This is a genomic window from Klebsiella sp. Ech2A (assembly GCF_030078455.1).
GTDB classification, from domain to species: Bacteria; Pseudomonadota; Gammaproteobacteria; order Enterobacterales; family Enterobacteriaceae; genus Klebsiella; species Klebsiella terrigena.
On sequence record NZ_JAQGFU010000224.1, the window covers coordinates 1 to 6,396 of the forward strand.

A 6,396-nucleotide genomic window follows, 5' to 3' on the forward strand; every position below is an offset into this window, starting at 1 on the left:
AAAACCAGCGTACCCCGCCAGTCACCCATCTGGTAGCCCACGCTGCGCAGCTGTCCCGCCACGCTAAAGCCAAATTTTTTGTGGATCGCCAGCGAGCCGGCGTTATTGTGCCCGTCGCCGATGATCGCCAGCATCTGCCGCCACGGCCCCTGCTCGCACTTCGCGATGAGCTGCGACAGCAGGGCGCTGCCGATGCCGCGTCCGCCCATGCCCGATTCGACGTAAATCGACTCTTCAAGGGTGTAGCGATAGGCCGGGCGAGGGCGGTAAAAGGTGGCGTAGCAGTAGCCGACGATGGACCCACGCCACAGCGCCACCAGCCACGGAAGGCCGTTGTCGCGTACGGTTTTAATCCGCTTGCGCATTTCGTCGACGGTGGGGGGAATATCTTCAAAGGAGGCGCGCCCGTTGAGGACGTGCCAGACGTACAGCGCGGCGATGGCGTGAGCATCATCAGGCAGGGCTTCGCGGATTTCTAATTCAGCGCTGTGTAACATATCCGCTTCGGACATGGTGGGGCTCCTTAAGCCAGGTTTACCGGGGACGCGTTTCTTCGGCATGCAGCGTAATACATAACCCCGGTAGATGAATAGCCCCGGCAGGGATCGTTCTTCGGCCCGGCCGCACGCGGGCGAGGTCAGGCCGAAGAAGTTCGCGGTTAGCCTCTGCGCCTACGAGGCGCTGCCGTCGCTCTCCTGGCGCTCGCCCCAGTATTTTTGCTTGCTGGTTTTGCCGATCCCCGGGTTCATGCTGTTGGTCGGGTCGTTCTGGCGGTAGAACTGTTTTAAGCTCTCCGGCGCTTCGTAAAGATGCCCGACGTTGTGCTCGGCGGGATACTGCGCGCCGCGCGCTTTTAGCAGCACCAGCATTTTCTCCTTCAGCTCGTGGGCATCCACGCCTTTCTTAACGATGTAGTCCTGGTGGAAGACGTGGCACATAAAGTGGCCGTAATAGAGCTTATAGACCAGCTGGTCGTCGATGTCGGCCGGCAAATGCTCAAACCACTCGCTGTCGTTGCGGCGCAGGGCGATATCCAGCGCCAGAATATCCTCCACCTCGTCGGCGTGAACGGCCTGGTAGCGGATGGCGGCACCCGCCGCGGCGAAGCGGTGCAGGAACGCCTTGCTGCCTTCTTGCGCCGTGCAGACGAAGAAATCGCCCTCGGCCTCTTTAAAGTACTCCGTCAGCCACGCCTGGGCTTCCTCGATGCCGTCGCCCGCCATCTTCAGCAGCAGGTGGTGCTCATATTTATCGCGCCAGATTTTCATTCGCTCCGGCAGGTGCGCCGGGAAAACGTGACCGATTTTTTGCATAAAGCGGTCGGTGAAGTGCGGCTTAAACAGCGGCACCTTCTCCAGCATCGCGTCGGTGCGGCCCTTCATGGTGAAGAAGAACGGCATTTTGTCGGTGCCGAGCTTGTCGATCATCAGGAAGGTGTCCTTGCCGTAGCGCTCGGCGATATCGTAGATATCGCGATGCATATACTCGCCTGCCACCGGCAGGTTGTTGAATTCAGCAAGAATATGGCGGCGGATTTCGGTCAGCGCTTCAGGCCTGTTGCTGCCGATGTAAAATACCTGCTGGCGCTTTTCCGCCGGGAAGGTATCGAGGCGGGCGGCAAACACCGCCAGCTTGCCGGCGCAGCCCGAGGACTCAAACAGGCGGTCGGGGTCGGCGTTGTAGCGCGCCGGCGTGTCGGCGGTGACGTCGCGCACGCGGGTAACGTAATCATGATCGTGGGCGTGGCGGCCGTCGTGCAGGACGTCTTCATCTTTAATGCGATCGTCGTCGAGACGGCTGAGGATCTGCTCCGGGGAGGTGCCGAGATCGATGCCCAGGTGGTTAACCAGGCGCAGCCTGCCGCTTTCATCAATCTGCGCAAACAGCGACATCTCGGTATAGGCCGGGCCGCGCTGAACCAGCGAGCCGCCGGAGTTATTGCAGATGCCGCCGATAACCGATGCGCCGATGCAGGAGGAGCCAATCACCGAGTGCGGCTCGCGGCCAAACGGCTTCAGCGCCTTCTCCAGCGAATAGAGCGTGGTGCCCGGGAAGGCCAGCACCTGCTCGCCCTTACCCAGCAGATGCAGCTTGTCGAGGCGCAGGGTGCTGATAATCACGATCTCGCGATCGTAATCGTTGCCGCTGGGGGTGGAGCCTTCGGTGAGGCCGGTATTCGCCGCCTGCATGAGAATAATTTTATCGGCCTCCACGCAGGCGCTCAGCACCCGCCAGAGTTCCAGCAGCGTTCCGGGAAAGACCACGGCCAGCGCGTCGCCGTGGCCGGAGCGGAACCCTTTGCGATAGCGCTGGGTTTTGGCCGGATCGGTGAGCAGATGCGAGGAGCCAACCAGTCGCGCCAGCTCCGTCAGAAATGCGTTGTTTTGTGGTGTTGCTGCAGATGACATGATCCACTCCTTGTGGTGGGACAAAAAATTCTGCACTAAGAATAGCGCTTTGTATGACAATTTGGTGCAAGAATGTTGCGAAAAATCAGAGCAGAAGCCGAGCTTTCTACAGGCGTCTCGCCTATGTTTATGGCAAACTGCGGTTTTTATTATACTTGTCGCCTTACCAGCTGCGCGCCGCCGGCCTTGCCCTTTACGGGCCGGCGTCGGGACGACGAGCGCCGCGGTTCGCAATTGATAAAGTATAGGTTTCGCCAAAATCCTCGCTACTGGAAGAAAGAGAGATCACCATGAAATGGCTCTGTACTGTAGGCCTCGCCGTTAGCCTGGCGCTGCAACCCGCGCTGGCGGATGAACTGTTCGGCAACCATCCTTTGACTCCGCAGGCGCGGGATGCCTTCGTCAGCGAACTGCTGAAGAAGATGACGGTGGACGAAAAAATAGGCCAGCTGCGGCTGATTAGCGTCGGGCCGGATAACCCGAAAGAGGCGATCCGCGAGATGATCAAAGAGAGCCAGGTCGGGGCTATCTTTAACACCGTGACCCGCTCGGATATCCGCGTGATGCAGGACCAGGTAATGCAGCTCAGCCGGCTGAAAATTCCGCTGTTCTTCGCCTACGACGTGCTCCACGGTCAGCGCACCGTCTTCCCGATTAGCCTCGGCCTGGCCTCCTCCTTTAACCTCGACGCGGTGAACACCGTCGGGCGCATTTCGGCCTATGAAGCCGCCGACGATGGCCTCAACATGACCTGGGCGCCGATGGTGGATGTCTCCCGCGATCCTCGCTGGGGACGCGCCTCCGAGGGCTTTGGCGAAGATACCTATTTAACCACCATGATGGGCAAAGCGATGGTTGAGTCGATGCAGGGCAAGAGCCCGGCGGACCGCTACTCGGTGATGACCAGCGTCAAGCACTTCGCCGCCTACGGCGCGGTGGAGGGCGGTAAAGAGTACAACACCGTCGATATGAGCCCGCAGCGCCTGTTCAACGACTATATGCCGCCGTACAAAGCGGGGCTGGATGCCGGCAGCGGCGCGGTCATGGTGGCGCTTAACTCGCTCAACGGCACCCCGGCCACCTCCGACGCGTGGCTGCTCAAAGAGGTGCTGCGCGACGACTGGGGCTTTAAGGGCATTACCGTTTCCGACCACGGGGCGATCAAAGAGCTTATCAAGCACGGCGTTGCCTCCGATCCGGAAGACGCGGTGCGCGTGGCGCTGAAGTCCGGCATCAATATGAGCATGAGCGACGAGTACTACAGCAAATACCTGCCGGATCTGGTGAAGTCCGGCAAGGTGACGATGGCGGAGCTGGACGACGCGACGCGCCACGTGCTTAACGTCAAATACGACATGGGCCTGTTCAACGATCCGTACAGCCACCTGGGGCCGAAGGAATCAGACCCGCAGGACACCAACGCCGAAAGCCGCCTGCATCGTAAAGAGGCCCGGGAAGTGGCGCGTGAAAGCTTGGTACTGCTGAAAAACCGTCTCGAGACGCTGCCGCTGAAAAAATCGGGCACCGTGGCGGTTATCGGGCCGCTGGCCGACAGCAAGCGTGACATGATGGGCAGCTGGTCGGCGGCAGGGGTTGCCGATCAGTCGGTGACCGTGCTTACCGGGATTAAAACGGCGCTCGGCGATCGGGGCAAGGTGCTATACGCCCGCGGCGCCAACGTGACGAACGATCGAGGCATCGTTGATTTCCTCAACCTGTATGAAAAAGCGGTGCAGGTCGATCCGCGCACGCCGCAGGCGATGATCGACGAGGCGGTCGCCGCCGCGAAGCAGTCCGACGTGGTGGTCGCGGTTGTCGGCGAAGCGCAGGGGATGGCGCACGAGGCCTCCAGCCGCACCGATATCACGCTGCCCCAGAGCCAGCGCGATTTAATCAGCGCCCTCAAAGCCACCGGTAAACCGCTGGTGCTGGTGCTGATGAACGGTCGCCCGCTGGCGCTGGTCAAAGAGGATCAGCAGGCTGACGCGATGCTGGAAACCTGGTTTGCCGGCACCGAAGGCGGCAACGCCATTGCCGACGTGCTGTTCGGCGACGCCAATCCGTCCGGCAAGCTGCCGATGTCGTTCCCGCGCTCGGTCGGGCAGATCCCGGTCTACTACAGCCACCTCAATACCGGTCGTCCTTACAACGCCGACAAGCCGAACAAGTACACCTCGCGCTACTTCGACGAGGCCAACGGCCCGCTCTACCCGTTCGGCTACGGCCTGAGCTACACCACCTTCAGCGTCTCTGACGTCAAAATGTCGGCACCGACCATGCAGGCCGACGGCAGCGTGACCGCCAGCGTGCAGGTGACCAATACCGGCAAGCGCGAAGGGGCCACGGTTATCCAGCTGTACCTGCAGGACGTGACCGCCTCGATGAGCCGTCCGGTGAAAATGTTGCGCGGCTTCAAGCGCGTGACCCTCAAGCCGGGCGAGACGCAAACCGTCAGCTTCCCGATTGAGGTCGACGCGCTGAAGTTCTGGAACCAGAAAATGAAATACGCCGCCGAGCCGGGTAAATTCAACGTCTTTATCGGCGTTGATTCCGCTCGCGTGAAGCAGGGTGAGTTTGAATTGCTTTAGTTCGGGCCGGCGCGATGCGCCGACTTTGCTCCTCTATCAGGCCGGGTAACCGGCCTTTTCTTTTCCTTTCATCGCGCATTTGCGCTACGCTTTTCTCTTAAGCTTCTGTAAATGGAGCGCAAATTAAAGAGGGAAGCGGGATGAGGATTGCAAGCAAATGGTCGGGCGCGCTGGCGCTGGCAGCCCTGGTGAGCCTGCCGCTGCAGGCGGCGGAGCCGGTCAAAGTGGGTTCAAAAATTGATACCGAAGGGGCGCTGCTGGGCAACATTATTTTGCAGGTTCTTGAGAGCCACGGCGTAAAAACGGTGAATAAAATTCAGCTTGGCACCACGCCGGTGGTGCGCGGCGCCATTACCGCGGGCGAATTAGATATTTATCCTGAGTACACCGGCAACGGGGCCTTCTTCTTTAAGCAGGAGAACGACCCGGCGTGGAAAAACGCGCAGCAGGGTTATGAGAAGGTCAAAACCCTGGACGCCGAGAAGAATAAGCTCATCTGGCTAACGCCCGCACCGGCCAACAACACCTGGACCATCGCCGTGCGTCAGGATGTGGCGCAAAAAAATCATCTCACTTCGCTGGCCGACCTGAGCGGCTATCTGCAAAAGGGCGGCGAATTCAAGCTGGCGGCCTCCGCGGAGTTTATCGAACGTCCGGATGCGCTCCCGGCCTTTGAAAAGGCCTACGATTTCAAGCTTAATCAAAGCCAGCTGCTGTCGCTGGCCGGCGGCGACACGGCGGTGACCATCAAGGCGGCGGCGCAGCAGACCTCCGGCGTCAACGCGGCGATGGCCTACGGGACCGACGGGCCTGTGGCCGCGCTCGGGCTGCAAACGCTGAGCGACCCGAAAGGCGTGCAGCCGATCTACGCCCCGGCGCCGGTGGTGCGTGACGCGGTGCTGAAGGCCTATCCGCAGATGGCGCAGTGGCTGCAGCCGGTCTTCGCCAGCCTTGACGAAAAAACGCTGCAGCAGCTCAACGCCAGCATCGCGGTGGAAGGGCTGGACGCGAAGAAAGTTGCCGCAGACTATCTGCAGCAAAAAGGGCTGTTGAAGTAGGTTTTGGTGGCTATTCGTTGCTATAACCGCGTTTCGCTGCTGCTGGCACTTTTACTGCTGATGATGGTGGCGCTGCCGTTTGTTAACTATGCGCCGAACCGGCTGCTCTCCGGCGAGGCGCGCTGGCTATGGCAAAGCTGGCCGTGGCTGGCCGCCGCGCAGCTGGGCATGGCGGCGGCCGTCCTGCTGCTTTGCGCGCTCCCGGGCCGCTTACCGCTGCTGCTAACCTTCCTGATAGCCGATGCGCTGCTGCCGCTGCTGTGGTACGGCGGCGGGCAGGCGGCGCTGCAGCTGGCGCAAAGCGGGTCGTCGCTGGCGCGCACGTCGCCGGGCAGCGGCCTG

Annotated in this window: 4 protein-coding genes and 1 pseudogene; 3 read left to right on the forward strand and 2 right to left on the reverse strand. The window is 60.9% G+C overall.

From position 1 onward, the window contains the following. Positions 1-512, reverse strand: a 512-nt coding sequence (locus tag PFH44_RS23650) for a GNAT family N-acetyltransferase (RefSeq protein ID WP_283826337.1), incomplete at its 3' end; no start/stop codon positions are given. A gap of 159 nt (positions 513-671) precedes the next feature. Continuing rightward, entirely contained in the window at positions 672-2,408 is a 1,737-nt protein-coding gene (dld, locus tag PFH44_RS23655) for a D-lactate dehydrogenase (RefSeq protein WP_283826338.1), read from the reverse strand. Positions 2,409-2,698: 290 nt separating this feature from the next. Here dld and bglX point away from each other — a divergent pair, with 290 nt between their 5' ends. From bglX to PFH44_RS23670, 3 genes and pseudogenes are all read left to right on the forward strand, one after another. Beyond that, positions 2,699-4,996, forward strand: a complete 2,298-nt coding sequence (bglX, locus tag PFH44_RS23660) for a beta-glucosidase BglX (protein ID WP_283826339.1) — start codon at positions 2,699-2,701, stop codon at positions 4,994-4,996. A gap of 140 nt (positions 4,997-5,136) precedes the next feature. Further along, the gene (gene osmF / locus PFH44_RS23665) at positions 5,137-6,054 is read left to right on the forward strand and encodes a glycine betaine ABC transporter substrate-binding protein OsmF (RefSeq protein WP_283826340.1); all 918 of its coding nucleotides are present in this window, start codon (positions 5,137-5,139) and stop codon (positions 6,052-6,054) included. A 6-nt stretch (positions 6,055-6,060) separates the two neighbouring features. Continuing rightward, positions 6,061-6,396: pseudogene (locus PFH44_RS23670) on the forward strand (ABC transporter permease); the annotation flags it as partial.